General features: G+C 69.5%; 12 protein-coding genes. All 12 read right to left on the reverse strand.

Features of this window, described 5'->3' with window-relative positions; genetic code table 11:
• Positions 1-15 precede the first annotated feature (15 nt).
• Positions 16-1,641: an AAA family ATPase gene (locus tag IPL61_01735; GenBank protein ID MBK9030054.1), complete on the reverse strand. Its 1,626-nt coding sequence runs from the start codon at positions 1,639-1,641 to the stop codon at positions 16-18.
• Between the two features lie 30 nt (positions 1,642-1,671).
• Complete coding sequence (locus IPL61_01740) at positions 1,672-4,281, reverse strand: FHA domain-containing protein (protein MBK9030055.1); 2,610 nt, start codon at positions 4,279-4,281, stop codon at positions 1,672-1,674.
• A gap of 70 nt (positions 4,282-4,351) precedes the next feature.
• Positions 4,352-5,998, reverse strand: coding sequence for an FHA domain-containing protein (locus IPL61_01745; GenBank protein ID MBK9030056.1), 1,647 nt, complete (start codon positions 5,996-5,998; stop codon positions 4,352-4,354).
• A 73-nt stretch (positions 5,999-6,071) separates the two neighbouring features.
• The gene (locus tag IPL61_01750) at positions 6,072-6,536 is read right to left on the reverse strand and encodes an FHA domain-containing protein (GenBank protein ID MBK9030057.1); all 465 of its coding nucleotides are present in this window, start codon (positions 6,534-6,536) and stop codon (positions 6,072-6,074) included.
• A 19-nt stretch (positions 6,537-6,555) separates the two neighbouring features.
• Positions 6,556-8,214 carry an FHA domain-containing protein gene (locus IPL61_01755; protein ID MBK9030058.1) on the reverse strand — a complete coding sequence of 553 codons (1,659 nt, stop codon included), beginning with the start codon at positions 8,212-8,214 and terminating at the stop codon, positions 6,556-6,558.
• Positions 8,211-8,993: an FHA domain-containing protein gene (locus tag IPL61_01760; GenBank protein MBK9030059.1), complete on the reverse strand. Its 783-nt coding sequence runs from the start codon at positions 8,991-8,993 to the stop codon at positions 8,211-8,213. Before IPL61_01760 ends, IPL61_01755 begins: the two co-directional genes overlap by 4 nt.
• 156 nt (positions 8,994-9,149) lie before the next feature.
• Entirely contained in the window at positions 9,150-10,688 is a 1,539-nt protein-coding gene (locus IPL61_01765; GenBank protein ID MBK9030060.1) for a hypothetical protein, read from the reverse strand.
• Positions 10,689-10,727: 39 nt separating this feature from the next.
• Positions 10,728-11,612, reverse strand: coding sequence for a PASTA domain-containing protein (locus IPL61_01770; protein MBK9030061.1), 885 nt, complete (start codon positions 11,610-11,612; stop codon positions 10,728-10,730).
• Positions 11,613-11,614: 2 nt separating this feature from the next.
• Complete coding sequence (locus IPL61_01775) at positions 11,615-14,644, reverse strand: putative baseplate assembly protein (protein MBK9030062.1); 3,030 nt, start codon at positions 14,642-14,644, stop codon at positions 11,615-11,617.
• 49 nt (positions 14,645-14,693) lie between these two features.
• A complete protein-coding gene (locus tag IPL61_01780; GenBank protein MBK9030063.1) occupies positions 14,694-15,107 on the reverse strand; it encodes a GPW/gp25 family protein in 414 nt (137 codons plus the stop codon).
• 97 nt (positions 15,108-15,204) lie between these two features.
• Complete coding sequence (locus tag IPL61_01785; protein MBK9030064.1) at positions 15,205-15,390, reverse strand: hypothetical protein; 186 nt, start codon at positions 15,388-15,390, stop codon at positions 15,205-15,207.
• 236 nt (positions 15,391-15,626) lie between these two features.
• Positions 15,627-16,397, reverse strand: a complete 771-nt coding sequence (locus tag IPL61_01790; GenBank protein MBK9030065.1) for a hypothetical protein — start codon at positions 16,395-16,397, stop codon at positions 15,627-15,629.
• Positions 16,398-16,515: the final 118 nt, after the last annotated feature.

Below are 16,515 nucleotides of genomic sequence, written 5' to 3' on the forward strand. Positions count from 1 at the left end.
CCGGGCGGGCCCGGCCTACAACTCTAGCTTGCGATCGCCGTCGTCGCCGGTGTTCTCGCCCGGCTTGTCGCCGAGGCCGCCGCGGGCGGCGCCGTACTTGGCCATCCAGCCGCCGCCGGCCTTGGCCTGGGACCGCCCCCGCGACGACGCCAGCCGCGCGCGGGTCCGCGCCCACTCGCGCATGTTCTCGATCTGCTCGCGCATGGTGATCGCCAGGGGCACGGTCTCCTTGAGCGTGTGCATGAGCAGCTCGCTGTTGAGATCGGCGCCGGTGTCGAACGCGTCGTACAAGGACGCCACCACCGCCTGCTCGATCTCGGCGCCCGAGAAGTCGGCGGTGATGTCGACCAGGCGATCGAGATCGAACTGGCCCGGGTCCCGCTTCTTCTTGCGGATGTGGATGTCGATGATCGACCGGCGATCCTCGCGATCGGGCAGATCGCAGAAGAAGATCTCGTCGAAGCGGCCCTTGCGCAGCAGCTCGGGCGGCAGCTGGTGGACGTTGTTGGCGGTCGCGATCACGAACACCGGCGTCGTCTTCTCCTGGAGCCAGGTGATGAACGACGCGAACACGCGCGAGGTCGTGCCGCCGTCGGTCTGCCCCGAGCTGCCGGTGCCGGAGAAGCCCTTCTCGAGCTCGTCGATCCAGAGCACCGCGGGCGCGACCGCCTCGGCGGTCTTGATCACGGTGCGGATGTTCTCCTCGGAGCTGCCGACCAGGCCGCCGAAGATCTTGCCGACGTCGAGGCGGAGCAGCGGCATGCCCCACAGCGCGCCGACCGCCTTGGCGGTCAGCGACTTGCCGGTGCCGGGCACGCCGATGAGCAGGATGCCCTTGGGCAGCGGCAGGCCGAAGTCGCGGGCGCGGCTCGAGAACGCGTTGCGGCGCTTGACCAGCCAGTCCTTGAGCGTGTCCATGCCGCCGACGTCGGTGAACTCCTCGCGGTGCTCGTAGTACTCGAGCAGGCCGCTCTTGCGGATGATCTGCTTCTTCTCCTCGAGGATCGTCTCGAGGTCGAAGGTGTGGGTCCGGACCATCGCCTTGGCGAAGACGTTCTCGGCCTCGACCGCGGTCAGGCCCAGGGCCGCCTCGACCACGCGCTCGAGGTAGGTCGGATCGCTCTCGACCAGCTGCTGGGTCGCCGGCGGCGCGTTGGGCAGGAGCCGGCGCGCGATCGCCTCGACCTCCTGGCGGTTGGGCAGCTCCCAGTCGACGATCGCCGAGATCGACTTCTCGAGCTCGGGCGGGAACTTGGTCAGCGGCGACAGGACGATCAGGCTCTTCTTGGTCTTGCGCAGCTCGGTCGCGGCGTCGCGCAGGCGCCGCACCACCGCCGGCTCCTTGAGGAACGGGTGGAAGTCGCGCAGCACGTACAGCGCCCGGCCCTCGCCACGGATGACGTGGTCGATGGCCTTCATCGGGTCCTTGACGTCGCGCGTGCCCTGGCCGTTCGCGAGGACCTTGAAGCCCTCGGTGATCGACCACACCTCGAGCCGCATCTCGCGCTCGACGCACAGCTTCTTGAGCGACTCCTCGACCCGGGTCTCCTCGGGCGAGGTCACCCAGATGAGCGAGTAGCGAGCGCGGATCAGGTCCTCGATCTCGCCGCGAGAGCTTCGACGGATGGTCTCGGTGGTCATCGTGGTTCTTTCGGCGGTGGGCGTCCGACGTCAGCCGCCGGCGAGATCGCGGAGGCCTCGGAGCGAGCCCTTGGCGTCCTCGGCCTGGCCGACCAGCGTCTCGATCGTGTCGGACACGATCGACAGGCTGTCGGCGTTGGCGCCGCCGAGGTTGGGCAGCTCACCCTTCACGAGGTTGATGTTGTTGCGCAGCTCCGACAGGACGTCGTTGATCTGATCGTAGACCTCGCGCGCGGCCTGGACGATCTCGTCGGTGCCGGCGCCAGCGCTGGCCTCGGCCGCCGGCGCCTTGGCCCGCTCGGTGTCCCCCTTGGCGGCCTTGACCTCGACCCGCAGGGCGTCGAGCTCGGCCTCGAGGCCCTTGACCGCGCGCTCGGCGACCGACGCCCGGCCCTCGGCCTCGGCCAGCTTGGCGCGCCCGGTCTCGAGATCCGCCGCGAGCGCCGTCATGTCGGCCGCCGAGACCGCCGCGGCGGTCCGGGTCTCGAGCTCCCCGAGCTTCTTGCGCAGCTTGTCGAGCTCGCGCTGGGCCGCGGCGTCGCCGGTGGCCTGGGTGTCGCGCTCGCGGGCCGCGACCAGCGCCTGCTCGGCGGCCTTGTGCCGCGCGACCTCGGCCTTGGCCAGCGCGTCCTCGGCCACCGCGCGCGCGCTCTCGGCCGCCATCTTCGCGTGGCTGACCTCCTGGAGCTCGACCTCGACCTGGGCCAGGCGGCCCTCGATCCGATCGAGATCGCGCGCGGCCGAGTCGTAGCGCTCCTGCAGGCGATCGCGATCGGCCTCGACCTTGCGGTGCTCGACCCGCAGCTCCTTGAGCTCGCCGTTGAGGCGCAGCACGCTGTCGCCGCCGCCGCCGCCGCCGGCGGTCTGCTGCTCGACCATCATGCGGCCCAGGCGCCGGTTCTCCTCCTCGAGCGCCTGGCCGTGGGCCTCGCGCCGGGTCGCGTTGGTCGTCGCCTCGTCGCGCTCGGCCTTGAGGCTGGCGACCTGGCGCTGGTACTTCTCGCGCTCGGTCCGCAGCTCCTTGATGACCTCCTCTTGCGAGATCAGGCCGACGCGCCGCTCCTCGAGCATGCGCTCCTGCTCGTTGATGACCTCGCGCAGGTGCTCGATCTCGGACAGCTGATCGTTGAGCTTCTTCCAGCCCTCGTCCTTGGTCTTCGAGACGTCGATCAGCTGCTTCGAGACGTCGTCGACCTCGTCCTTGAGCTTGGTGACGTCGTCCTGGGCGCGCGTGAGCTGGCGCTCGCGCGTGGCCATCGTCTCCGCCATCTGGGTCATCTGGGCCCGGACGGTGGCCAGCTCCTCGCGCAGCTGGTTGATCTCCTCGCGCAGCTCGTCGGCCACCCGGCCGTGGGCCGCGACCTGCTCCTCGCGATCGCGGACGGTCGCGCGCAGGTTCTCGATAGCCTCGCGCAGGGTCGCGGCCTCGGCGCGCATGCGCTTGCCGTCGGCGACCTCGCGGTCGTAGCTCTGCTGGACCGCCTCGAGCTCGCCGCGGATCTTCTTCAGCTCGGCGGCGGCCTTGCCGCCGTCGTTGCCGACCCCGTCCATGTCGACGACGATCGACGGCTCACGGCCGCCGCCCGCGCCCGGCATCGCCGGCGGACCGCCGGCGCCCGGCATGCCCGGAGGACCACCGGCGCCCGGCATCCCCGGCGGACCGCCGCCAGGCATCCCAGGCGGACCGCCACCGATCGCAGGCGCGCCGCCACCGAAGATGCCCCCGGCGCCCGGCATCGCCGGCGGGCCATGAGCCGCAAATGGAGGGGCGCCACCAGCGCCGCCAGGCATCCCGGGCGCGTGGCCCATGCCGCCGCCGGGCATCCCCGGAGGACCACCCATGCCGCCGCCGGGCATCCCCGGAGGACCGCCCATGCCGCCAGGCATCCCGGGCGCGCCGCCCATGCCGCCAGGCATTCCGGGCGCGCCGCCCATGCCGCCGGGCATCCCAGGTGCGCCCATGCCGGGCGGGCCGCCCGTGCCAGGCGGGCCGCCCATGCCAGGCGGGCCGCCCACGCCGGGACGGGCCGCGCCGGCCGCGCTGCCGCCGAAACCTCCGGACGAGCCACCGAAGGTCCCGCCGGGCGGCGGGCCGTAGCCAGGAGGCCCACCGGGGGCGGGGTACCCGGGTTGACCGCCGCCGTAGCCAGGGGGACCACCGGCAGCGCCGCCGTAGCCGGGCGGGCCGCCACCACCGCCACCGCCGCCGCCGTAGCCGGGTTGGCCGCCACCAGCGCCGGGGTGGCCAGGGATATTGCCCTGATCGAGGGCCATGGTGCGGTTGGCCTTGGGCGGCGGATCGCCACCCGCGATCGGCGGCCGCGCCTGGTGCGGCGGGATCAGCGGACCGTCCTCGATGTACCGCAGCACGATCGAGCCGCACTGGACCACGTCGTTGTGGTTGAGCACGTAGCGCTGGATGCGCTGGTTGTTGATGACCGTGCCGTTTGCCGACTGCAGATCTTCGATCAGGAAGCGCCCGTTCTCCATCCGGACGGACGAGTGGCGGCGCGAGACCATGCCGTCGTCTGTCCGCACCGCGCACTCGAGGCCGCGGCCGATGAACAGGGTCACGTTCGGATCGAGATCGACGGCGCCTTCGCGACCGGACGCGTCGCGGAACAGAAGCCTTCCGCCCATGGGTGAGTGCGATCCTACCCGACCCCTGCGCCCACCGCCATCAGGCCGACGACATAGTGGTGGGGCGAGGTCAAATGGTGGCCTTGAACTTGAGCTGGGTCCGGCCGAACGTGACCACGTCGCCGTCGTAGAGCTCGTGCTTGGCCACGCGCGCGTTGTTGACGAAGGTGCCGTTGGTGGAGCTGTTGTCCTGGAGCGTGAAGCCGTCGGGCGTCGTCACCACCAGCGCGTGGTTGGTGCTCATGTAGCCGTCGTCGATGACAATGTCCGACTCCTTGCCGGTGCCGACCTTGGTGACGCCCGCCGACAGCTTGTGGGTCTTGAACTTCTGGGGCCCGTTGAGGAACACCATCCAGCCGACGATCGGGAACACGTCGTCGCCGGCGACGTTGATGAACTGGGTCTTCATCGGCTTGCCGGGCGGGGGCGCGCCCGGGCCACCCGGGCCAGCGGGGCCTGGACCGCCCGGACCGCCCGGACCACCGGGCCCCGGGGGGCCCCCAGGCCCACCGACCATGCCGGGGACCGGCGCGCCGACGCCCGGGCCCGGCGCCGCCTTGGGCTTGCGCACGACCTTCGCGATCACGAGGCCGACGGCGATGAGCCCGACCGGGATCACGAGGAAGATCCACCACGCCGTGCCGCCGCCGGGTGGGCTCCACTTCGGCGACAGCTCGACGTCGACCTTGGCGAACTCGTTGCCGTCGACGCGCAGGATCACCGTGTGGCTCTTGCCGTCCCAGGTCAGCCCGGCCTTGCTGACCTTGTCGTAGCCCGGGAACTGCAAGTAGAAGCGGTCCGCGAGCTCGCCGGCGACCCCCTCGGCCGCCATCCCGAACCCGGTCCGCGACGAGAGCTCGTTGGCGTGGTTGGCGCTGAAGAACTTGGCGTCCTCGACGGCCTGCTTGCGGGTCTGGCGCCAGGTCCGCTCGAGCAGCGCCCCGGCGTCGTCGTCGGGGACCATCTGCTTGGTCACTGGATCGAGCTTGAGCGGGCTCGCCGGCTGCCCGAACTCGGCCCCGCGCTGCTGGTAGATGATCGCCGCGGTCAGGATCTTGCGCTCGGTCAGCTGCCGGCCCAGATCGCGGATCGGCGCGGACGCCGAGGTCGAGCCCTCGCCGTCGATGAAGTCGCCGATCACCACCAGGGCCTTGCGCGCGCCCCCGACCTTGTCGAGCTCGGCGACGCCGAGCTTGAGGCCCGCGAGCAGGTTCCGCGCCGCCAGCGGCCCCTTCGGCCCCGCCGTCAGCGTCAGGGTGGCCAGGTCGGCCAGCGGCGCCGCCGACTTCAACACCGTCGCCTCGGCGGCGTAGCTGACGACGCTGACCTGCGAGCCCGGCGGCCCGGCGGCGGCCAGGCTGGCGAACGCCTGCTGCACGCCGTCGAGGATCTCGGTCTTCCCGCTGTTGTCGAGGTAGTTGCCGTCGGTGAGGACGACCACCACGAGGCCGACCGGCTCGGGGCCCTCGAGGAACGGGATGAGCTTCGACGCCTTGACGACCCGCCGGCCCTGCTGGCGGATCGTGTACGAGTTCAGCGCCTGCGGGCTGGCGCCGAAGACCGTGAGCTGCAGGGTCGGCGCCGCGTCCTTGACCGCGGGGTCGGGCTCGAGCACCGTGGCCTCGAGGCGGATGTCGGCGCGCGCGACCGCGACCGCCGCGACGAGCGCGACGATCACCGTGAGCGGGTGGCGGAACAGGGACCGTGGCAGGTGCATGCGACTCTCGTCTCGGGTGGAGCGCCGTCGGGACGGTGGGCTGGCTCGGCGACCGCCCGGCGCGACGGTGGGGCTACTGGGGACGGAACACCGCCTCGCTGTTGCCGACGCGGATCACGTCGCCGGGGGCGAGGTTCTTCTTCGGGAGGCGGTGGCCATTGACGTAGATGCCGTTGGTGGAGCCGAGGTCGGCCAGCTCGTAGGTGCCGTCGAGGCGACGGATGCCGGCGTGCTTGCGCGAGACCGCGGGGTCGGCCAGGACGATCGAGTTGCCGACCACGGAGCCGACCGTGGTCACGGCGTCGCGCAGCTCGATGACCTGACCGGTCAGCGGGCCGAGCACGAACTCGAGGCGCGCGACCGGTGCCCAGCCGCAGAACATGCAGCGGGGCCACTCGGGCCGCATCGCCCGCTGGCAGCCCGGGCACAGCCCGCCGCCGGCGGCCCCGCCGCCGCGCCCGCGCGCGAGCGCGAACACGAGCAGCCCCACGCCCAGGATCGAGCCGAAGATGACGACGAGGAGGATCGGAGTGGACACGATGGGCCAGTGCGCGCCCTCACGTGCCGAGGATCGTCTTGAACTTGCAGACGGTCTTGCCGAACATGATCATGTCGTTGTCGACCAGCTCGTGGCGCTGGATGCGGCGCTCGTTCGCGAACGTGCCGTTGGTCGAGTTGTTGTCGACCAGCGTGAACCCGGTCGGCGACATCACGATCTTCGCGTGATCGGTGCTCATGAACCCGTCGTTGAGCACGACGTGCGAGTTCGACGTGGTGCCGATGCGGGTCTCGCCGTACTGCAGCTTGAAGGTCTGGAACTGCTTCTCGCCCGTGGTCGGGACGATCCAGCCGACCACCGGCAGGCCGTCGCCGGTCGAGATGTTGACCATCATCGTCTTGGCCGGGTTGGACGGCGCGGACATCGGCGGCGGCGGCGCGACCGGCGCCGCGACCATCACCGGCGCTGGCGCGGGCTGCTTCTTGCCGCCGAGCGACGCGATGATGATGCCGAGCAGGAGCACGCCGCCGGGGATGACGATCCACAGCCACCACAGGCTCCCGCCCTTCGACTGGCCCCACTTGGGCGCCAGCACCAGCGTCGTCGGGATGTCCTCACCCTGGCTGTTGGTGTTCATGATGTCGTCGCCGTCGCCCAGCTTGAGCGTCAGCGTGTGCTCGTTGCCGTCCCAGTTGAAGCCGGCCTTGCGCTTGGTCTTGGGGTCGACGATCGAGCCCGGGAACACCAGCAGGTAGCGGCTGTTGAGCTGCTGCACGGCCGAGGTGATCGCGATCTTGAGGGCGTCCTGATCCTTGGCCTTGGCGGCGATGCCGCCGTTGGACGCGAGGATCTCCAGCTTGGTCTTGGAGCGCTTGACGGTCTCGGCGTCGTCGGGGATGAAGTCGGTCGACGACTCCAGGTAGAACGTGAAGACCTCGACCTTGTCGGCGTCGAGCTTCTTCTTGATGGCCTGGATCTCGGTGGCCTCGCCGGCGTCGAAGCCGTCGGAGAACACGAACAGCGCCTTGCGGTTGGTGCCGATCTTGTTCAGCGCCAGCTGCGCGGCGTTGAGCCCGTCGACCAGCTCGCGCGAGGTCTTGCCCTCCTGGGCCCGCTGATCGCCGAGCTTCTCGGCGGTGAGGTCCTTGAGGTCGCCCTGGAACTTCTGCTCGGTGCCAGCGCTATAGACCAGCAGCGCGCCCTTCGAGCCCGGCGGGCCGGCCCGCGAGATCGTGACCGGGATGTCGTCGCCCGAGCCGCCGGGCGCCTCGAGCGCCCCGCGGATGACCGTGTACACACCCGCGGCGGGCTTGACGATGCGGCAGGCCTGACCGCTGGTGAGCAGCGCCGGGTCCTTGCAGTCCTGCGCCTGCTTGTAGGTGTCGTTGCCGAAGTAGTACTCGTGGCCCTCGACCAGAATGACGAGGCCGAGGGTCTCGTTGGACTTGTGGTACGGGATGGCCTTCGTCGGCTTGACGCCCGGCGGCGGCTTCTTCATGTCGTCCCGGGCGTGGGCGAGCATGTATGTGCTCCACACGTCCTGAGCCGGCAGGGTGTCGCCGTACATCTTCACGCGGATCGACGGCGGCGGGTTCTTCACCTTCTCGGTGGGCTCGCCGTCGATCACCTCGGGCACCCACTTGGAGATGTCGGCGATAGCGGTCCCGGCCAGCGCGACCAGGATGAGCGACGTCAGCGCAAGCCGATGGTTCGTCATAGGCTCTTGAACTTCACCTGGAACTGGCCGAACTTGATGAAGTCGTTGTCGACCAGCTCCGCCTTGTCGACCCGCTTATCGTTGACGTAGGTGCCGTTGGTAGACCCCATGTCCTTGAGGATCCACACGCCGGCCTCGATCTTGATCTCGGCGTGCTTCGAGGGCATGAAGCTGTCCTGGAGCACCAGCGCGCACGCCGACGGGTCCGTGCGGACGAGCGTCTGCGAGCCGAGCGTGAACAGCTCACCGCGCTGAGGCCCCTGCAGCGGCACCAGCCAGCCGATCATCTGCAGCCCCGAGAACGGGTTGGCCGAGGAGCCCTGGTTGAGCGCGATGGCCTGGGTCTTCATCGCCGGCTTGGGCGCGTTGGCCGCGGCCGCCGCTTGGGCGCAGCTGGGGCAGCTGTCCCAGGTCTTGTCGAGCTGCTGCTCGCACTGGCTGCAGAACTTCTTCTTCCAGAGCCAGAAGCCAGCGGTACGGATCGGGGGGTTGGGATTCATCGGCGGCGCCGCACCGGGCGCGCCGGGTGCGCCCGGCATTCCTTGTTGCATGTACCCTTGTGCTCCTTGCACTTGCTGTTGCGCGCCGGCCGCGGCCGCCTGCCCCTGCCCCGCGAGCTTCGCGGCGTTCGCGCCGTAGCCCTTCACCTGGCTATTGAGGTTCTTGGCCCGGGACATGTCCGACTGGACCGAGCCCTTGATGCTCTTGACCCCGACCCACTTGTTCCGCATCGCGCGGAACGGGGCCAGGATCGGACCGAAGACTTTCTCGAAGAACATGGGGCGTGCGACTCCGCGCCGGGATAGGCCCCGGAATTCCCGTTGCAGATTCTAGCACCGGCGCTGGCGCTGGAAACAAGAACCGCGGGGCCGATCCCGCGATAACGACACCAGCGAGACGCCAGCGCGGGCCGAGCGGCCCTCAGGGACGACGGGTCACTTCGGCTGGTAGACCCAGATGTGGAACATGTTCACGTCGCGGCCGGCGGTGAGCGCGACCTGCTTGATGGTCAAGGTCGAGTCGGTGACGTGCTCGGCGCCGATCATCGCGGGCCAGTTGCGCCAGCGGTGGACGCGGTCGGTGCCGGTGCAGGCGACGACGCCGATGGCCTTGTTGTTGACCTGCATCTCGAGCTCGTAGTCGCCGTAGACGTAGTCCATGCGGCGCAGCACCACGACCGGGCGCCCGGCGGTGACGTTGATCTTGAACTCGGCGAAGCCGCCGACGTGGGCGCGGCCGACGCCCTCGATCACGGTCCCGTCGGGGTACTTGAGCTTCTGGCGCGACCGGTAGGAGTCCTTGGCCTCCTTGATGTTGAAGGCGTGCTTCCCCTCGGAGTCGTTGTCGAGGATCTTGATCTCGTCGACCAGCACCCAGGTCAGGCCCTCGAGGTCCATCGACTCCTTCGGGTACGGCATGACCTTCACGCCCTCCCAGTCCTTGAGGTCGGCGACCTTGGGCTTGTCCTCCTTGGGCTCCTCCTTGACCTCGACCAGGAGCTTCTCGCCGGCGATCGCCTGGTTGGCGATCTCGTTGAGCTTGCCCTGGTAGGCCAGCATGTTCTGGAAGGCGTCCATGTTGAACTTCCCCTCGGCGATCAGGCCGCGGAGGATCTCGACGTGGCGGCGGTACTCGGAGAACTCCTTCTTCTGCGCGATCGCCGGGTGGTGGGCGTCGATGTCGAGCGCCATCTCCCCCTCGCTCTCGATCAGCAGGTAGAAGATGTCGAAGATGTTGCGCAGGTCGACCATGTTCGACGCGTCGAGCATGAGCGCCGTGTTGCAGCACTGGATGACGTTGTTGGCCGAGTGGATGCCGCGGCGGCTGTACTCGAGGCCGCCCTTGCGGATCTGCCACAGCAGGTTCTGGAGGCGCAGCCGCTGGGCCGGCGGCATGAACGAGCCGGCCCGGCCGGCCTTCGGCACGAACCGCATGTCGATCTCGTTGGCGCGGGGATCGGCCGGATCGCGCGCGTCGCGGATGCGGTTGGCGCCCTTCTCCAGGTAGATGCGGCCCAGCTCGACCTCGCGGGTGATGTCGGGCTCGGTCTGGCTGACCTCGATCTTGCACGTCTCGAGGACGCGCCGGTGGCCCTTGTACTCGAGGTTCTCCTTGTAGGCGATGAAGTCGCTCATCTCCTCGTAGAAGCGCAGGACGATGTAGACCGTCTGCGGCAGCCGGAACTCCTCCGGGTTGATGTTCTTGATCGTCGCGTCGAACAGCATCAGATCGTGGCCGACGCCGTCGATGCCGTAGCCCGGCTGGACCTCGACCGACAGATCGCCCCGCGCGCGCGCGGCGACGCGCAGATCGCCGCCGTAGCCCATCGCCACGCCCGGCGAGTGGAACAGGCGGTTGTGCAGCATCCGCTTGTCGATGTGGTACTTCTCCGCGTCGTTCCAGTCCCTCTCGGTGGTGAGGAACCCCTTGAAGAAGTTGATGCGCTTGTAGCCGGTTTCTTTCTGATCGCTCATGGACGGTCTCCAGCTGGGCGTAGGCGGCGGTGGCGAGAACTAGGCGTCGGCGGCGTCGTCGTCGGGCAAGGCCTGGACGACCTCGGCGCCGATGCCGATGCCCGAGCGGGCGCCGATGACGAAGAACTCGCGGAGCTCGACGTCACCATCTTCCTCGAGGAACTTCAGGTAGTAGTGCGTGTGTGACGGCTTCTCCATCGACACGATCTGGTGGATGCGCAGCACCAGCTCCGGGGTCACCTTGTCGAACGCCACCGGCACGGTGATGACGTAGCAGTGGGCCAGGTTGACCGGCGGCAGGATCACCGAGTCGATGCCGATGCGGGCCTCGCTCTCGACCCGGAAGCCCTTGAAGGGCCAGACGTTCTCGTCGATGGTGGGCTCGTAGCCGGTGAACAGCTTGAGGAACAGCGCCAGCGCCCGCTTGGTGCCGCGGATCCGGTAGAGGTCGACCGCCCGCTTGATCAGGGCGCGCTTGCGCTCGTCGGGCCAGTCGAGGTCGACGGTGAAGGCCATCCACGACGCCAGCCAGGTCAGGAACTCCGGCGGCGTCGTGTGCGGGTCGTAGTAGAGGTGGTTGGCGTCGATCTTCTGCTCGATCGCCCCGAACATGTGCTCGAAGATGAAGCACAGGTCGCGGACGACGTTGTGCCCGACCGCGTCCGAGCGGCGGTACAGCGCCGGCAGGTGCTGCAGGTAGCCGCGGCGGGCGACCCACAGCGTCACCTCGGTGGTCTCGTAGACCATCTGGCCGCGGGCCGGACGCTGGTCGACGACCGTGTCGTGATCCTCGTAGCCCTCGCGGTAGAGGATCGCGACCTGCTTGAGGCCGGCGTCCTCGAGGATGATCTGGGCCTTGCCGAGCACGAGCCCCCCGACTTCGGGGACCCGCACGACCTTGCGATTGATGAGGTCGGTGGCCATGGCTAACGGATGTCGTCGCGGACCTTCTCCGCGATGTGGACGTTGATCAGGAACGGGAGCTCATCGTCGTCGATCCGCATGTGCTCGACGGTCACGTCCTTCAGCTCGTCGCGCATGTCGATCGAGTCGACGCCATCGACGCCGGGGATCTCCTCGATGTGGTGCACCAGATCGCTCTTGAGGATCGGCCGCCCGAACTCCCAGCCGGTGCCCTGCTTCCCGCCCATCAGCGGGTGCAGGAACTTCCGGACCTTGATCTCGATCTCGCGCCGCAGGCGATCGGAGGTCCCGACCGTGCGCCGCAGGAGCGTGATCTTCAGCGACAGGTCCTTGTAGTTGGGCTTGATCACGTTGACGACGGTGCCGACCAGGCGCCGCTCGTCGAGGTAGCGCTTGATGTAGCGCATGATCTCGTGCGAGGGCAGCAGCCGGCTGGTCATGTCGCCGCCGCGGGTCTCGGCCTTCGGGATCAGCACCAGCGTGATCTCGCCGCGGTTCGAGCGATCGGGCACGCACTTGGCGCGGGCCAGCGACGTCGACGCGCGCAGCGCCAGCATCTCGAAGTCCTCGGCGGTCACCGCGCGGTCGCGGCTCTTGATCGTGTACGGGGCCCGGGTCTTGGCCTCCTCGACGGTCTCGCGGTCGGCGCCGCCGGACGCGGGCATCGGGTTGGTGACGGTGTCGATGTACGACAGCGCGCGCACCAGCGAGGTCACGGTGCCAGCGTTGACGTTGCCGGCCGCGCCGCCGCCGATCAGGTACGAGCGGACGACGACGCCGTTGCGGCCCTCGGGCGGGGCCTGGCCGCGGCGGCCGTCGCCGAACCCGATCGTGCCGGTCAGGTAGTCGAGCGTGTAGTGGCGGCTGGTCGGGCGCGACTCGAAGAAGCTGTCGACGCGCTTCCACCGCACCCAGACCTCGTTCGAGTCGGGGTTGTCAGGCTCGACCTTGCGGGTCGGGTTCGGGCCGAGGTCGGCGAGGTCCTCCTCCTTCGGGACCTGGCGCTCGCGGACCTCGACGACCTCGCCCTCGAGCACCGGGCCGTGGAGCAGCTTGAACTGCTGCAGCGGGCTGCCGTCGCCGTTGCCCAGGATCTCGTCCTTGACGGTCTGGTGGTGGTAGGCCTCGACCACGTTCGAGAGGATGCGGCGGATGCGGGGGAACTTGACGTACCCGCCCATCTCGAGGCGCGCCCGGATCCAGTACCGCTCCTCGGTGAACTTGAGCATCTTGTTCAAGTTGTCGGGGGCGATGAACTGCACGAAGCCCGAGCCGGTGAAGCTCGAGGTGTCGTCGGTGACCGGCAGCGGCTCCCAGTTCTTGGCGCCGAAGTACTCCCAGACCACCCGCTGCTCCGACTCCCACTGCAGCTTCTTCATCGTCTCGTACTGCGTGAGCTCGGGCGTGACGACGTCGGCCTCGTCCGAGGGCAGCGAGCCGAGGCCGAGCTCCTCGTCCATCTGGAAGTACAGCCCGACCAGCTCGTTGGGCAGCTTGTCGGCGAAGCCGAGGTACAGCGCCGGCGACTCGTCGCTCTTGGGCGTGAACGGCTGGAAGATCGTGTACTCGGTGCGGGCGACCTCGGTGACGTCGGCGAACGCGAAGTCGTTGTAGGTCATCGCGAACTTCACGTCGCGATAGTCCTCGCGGTACTTGAGCGTCATCCCGCGCAGGGCCGGCGGCCGCAGCGGGCGCTCGTCCTTGGTGATCCACTTGTCGCCCTCGAGCGCGTACTCGGGCGCCTGCCCGAAGTCGCCCTTCTCGATGCGACACCGGATCCAGCGCTTGAGCTCGCCGTTCACCTCGGCGAAGTCCATGTCCTTCGGGCGCCGGAAGCTGACGGTGCCCGACTGCGACAACGCGCGGGTGTCGTCGTGGTAGCCGTACTCGTCGCCGGCGCCGGGCAGGATGCCGCGCGGGCTCGAGCGGCCCAGGAAGCGCCAGCGCTTGCCGTCCCAGAACTCCCAGGCCAGGACCAGCTGATCGCTGGGGTTGGGCCGCGGGAAGGCGCCTTGATCGGCGAGCTGCAGATCGACCGAGATGTACGCGTCGGGGGTCTGGACCAGCTCGTCGCAGCCCAGGTACAGGACGCAGTCGGGCTTGGGCTCCTTGCCGAACGGGAAGGTGTTCTTGCCGAGATCGAGCGGGATGAACGCGCCGTTGTCGAGGTTGGCGAAGGCCTTCTCGGGCAGCACGCCCTCCCCCGACACCTCGACCCGGGTCCGGATCGTGTCGACCTCGGTCTCGCCCGGGTCCTCGGGGACCTCGGCCAGGCGGCCGCGGATCCACAGCCCCTCGACGTCGTTGACCGGGACGGGGACGAACGCCAGCGGCCCGAAGAACGCGACCTCGCCGCGATCGACCTCGATCGGCGCCTGGGTCATCTCCTTCCAGCGCTCGCCGTTCCAGTACTGCCACTCGAGCATGCGCGCGAGGTCGCGGCCGCCGCGCTCGGGGCAGCCCAGGTACACCCGCAACACCGCCGACTCGCCGACTCCCGCGAACCGCGGATCGGACAGGTACAGGTAGCGGTCGATCCGCTGCGCGCCGGCGAACACCTCGAACGAGCCGTCGCCGGCTTGATCGACGTAGCGGGTGTTGTCGGCGTAGGTGTCGTCGAAGTACGAGAAGCACCGGTCGAGCGCGACCGACGTGATCACGACGTCGCTGGCGGTCTCGAACGTGACGGTCGAGTCGTCGCCCGCCTGCGGGGTCGAGACCTGCGTCGCCACCGGCACGCGCTGCAGCGCCGTGCCGTCGGTGAGCTTGAACTGGAGCAGCGCCTTGGCCGCGCGCGGCGCGCGCAGCTTGATGCCGAGCAGGTTCAAGAACGCGACGTAGTTCTTCTCGGGGACCTGGTTCAGGCGATGGATGAGCAGATCGGTCATCCACGCCGCCAGCTCGATGAGCGTGATGCCCGGATCGGCGGCGTTGTGGTTGGTCCACTCGGGCGCGTAGCGCGGGATGAGGCTCACCGCCTCATCGACGATGTCCTTGAACTTGCGGTCGTCGAGCTTGGGGCTTGGGATCATGGGACGCGCTCGCAGGGGTTCGACGGGCCGACGGCAACACCACGCGGGATCATGGCTTCGCCTCGTCGGGCTTCCGCAGATAGAACGGGTAGACCAGGTTCTTGGCGTGGGTCTGCCCGATGATCAGGTAGTTGATTCGGATGTCGAGCCGGTTGGGCTCGGCCGCGTTGGGCTCGGCCTTGACGGTCAGCTCCTCGATGCGCGGCTCGTACTTGTAGAGGGCTTCCTCGCAGAAGTACTCGGCGCGCGCCGAGGTGACGTAGTTGTTCGGCTCGAACATCAGGTCGTGGATGCGGCAGCCGAAGTCCTTGCGCTGCACGCGCTCGCCGGGCGCGGTGCCGAGGATGATGAAGATCGACTCGCGGACGTTCTCGTCGAGCGACGACGACGCGATGCCGCCGGTCAAGTTGATGGCGACCGGAAAGCGCCACCCCTTCCCGAGAAACGAGCGATCGTCGGACATCAGGTTCCCTCAGCGAGGCCAGGCCCCGGCCATGTTTGGTTGGTGAGCGAGCGTGGCCTTGCGTCCCCCGCGCGGCCGGCTCGAGGAGGATTCGGAGCTACTGGGGCGCGAAGCGGCCCTGCAAGTACTTGCCGCACTTGCTGCACGAGATCTTGGTCGTGAAGTCGATCTCCTCGACCAGGAGCGGGCGGTGGTGGCAGTACGGGCACGACAGATCGTTCGGGCGCCCAGCCACGATCATGTCGAGCACGTCCTGCCACAGGATCAGGTCTTCCTCGTCCACCGGGGTTCCTTTCACGATCCGAACAGCTCCGATCGCGAGACACATCCTATGTAGTGGCGGCGCGCACGGTCAACGCATGCGCCGGTCTTTTGCGGTCGGAACCAGGCGGAAGAACATGGCAACGGCGCTGCCACGCCCCCGCCACACCCGTGACGGGTTTGCGCGCCGCGTCATGCGCGATCGCAGCAGCACCAGCCCCCGGGCGGCGGCGGCCGAGCGAACGCGTGGGGCGCGCGTCAGCTGGGCTTGATGTCGTCGCCGAGCGCCGTCGGATCGGTGACGCTGACCTCGGCGTCGACCGTGCCCTGGACGTCGGTCGCGCCGCCAGCCCGCTCGACCGCGGCGTCGGTCGCCCGATCGGTCGCGTCCTGCTGGCTCCGGATGCCGCGCGTGGACTCGTTCGAGTCGGCGACCACCGCCGCGCCGGTCGCGGCCGGCCGCGCCTGCGCGCCCTCCGCCGCCGAGACGCCGGCGTTGACCTCGGCCTTGCCGCCCTCGACGCGGGCACGGCCGTCGTCGACGCGCGCCTGAGCGTCGTCGACCGGCTTGGCCTGCGCGCGGACGCTGGCCTCGGTATCCGCCGCCGCGGACGTCATCGGGGCGGCCTGCGCCTCGGCGTGCCCCTGGACGTCAGTGGCCGACCGGGCGGCCCCCTCGGCGCTGTCGGTCTCGGACTGGACCCGGCCGGTCGCGGCGTCGCGTGTCGCGGCGGCGTCGTCGATGCCCGTCGCGCCGCGGCCCGTGGCCTCGGCGGTCGTGCGCGCGTTCTGCGCGGCGGTCGCGTCTGGAGCACCGTCGACCGTCGACGACGCCACGCTGGCGTCGCCACTAGCGACGCGCCCAGCGGTGCCGCCGCCGGCGGCCCCGGACACATCACCCGAGGCCGCGGCCTGGGCCTGGCTGGTGTCGATCGACGAGCCGCTGCTGGCGCCCGCGGAGCCCGCGCCGCCCGCGCCCGCGGAGCCCGCGCCCGAGGCGCCCGACGACGCGCCCATGCTCCCCGACACCGAGGTCTCGCCCTTGCCGGGCTCGCGACCCGAGGCTGGGGCGCCGGCCGCAGGAGTATTCGAGGTCGATGCGCCTGCGCTACCGCCAGCCGAAGCGCCCGCGCCCGACGTCGCGGGC

Source organism: Myxococcales bacterium, from assembly GCA_016717005.1.
Classification (GTDB): domain Bacteria; phylum Myxococcota_A; class Polyangia; order Haliangiales; family Haliangiaceae; genus UBA2376.